General features: G+C 54.8%; 1 protein-coding gene. It reads right to left on the reverse strand.

Annotated elements, in window-relative coordinates:
- A partial coding sequence (locus I656_RS0117035; RefSeq protein ID WP_033006891.1) for a transposase occupies positions 1 to 303 on the reverse strand: 303 nt, incomplete at both ends.

Consider the following 303-nt stretch of genomic DNA (forward strand, 5'->3'; position numbering starts at 1 on the left):
CCCTTCTCAAGCAGCCGGGCGAGGATGTCTTTTCCGGAAACGCCGAAGAGATCGGAGAGGACCGAGCCGAGTTTGACATTGGAAGACTCGAGCACTTTTTGAATCCGGTTTTTCTCCGAAGTCAGCTGTCCGACCCACTTTTTGCGGAGGCGGGTAAAATCCCGCAATTCGCGAATATCCGCTGGGGGGACGAAACTTTTTTCAACGAGTCCATGGCGGAGCAGCTTGGCGATCCACTCGGCGTCAGAGACATCGGTTTTTCTTCCCGGGACATTTTTGATCCGCTGCGGATTGGCCAGTGTC

Origin of the sequence: Geobacillus sp. WSUCF1 (assembly GCF_000422025.1) — a bacterium.
GTDB lineage: Bacteria > Bacillota > Bacilli > Bacillales > Anoxybacillaceae > Geobacillus > Geobacillus zalihae.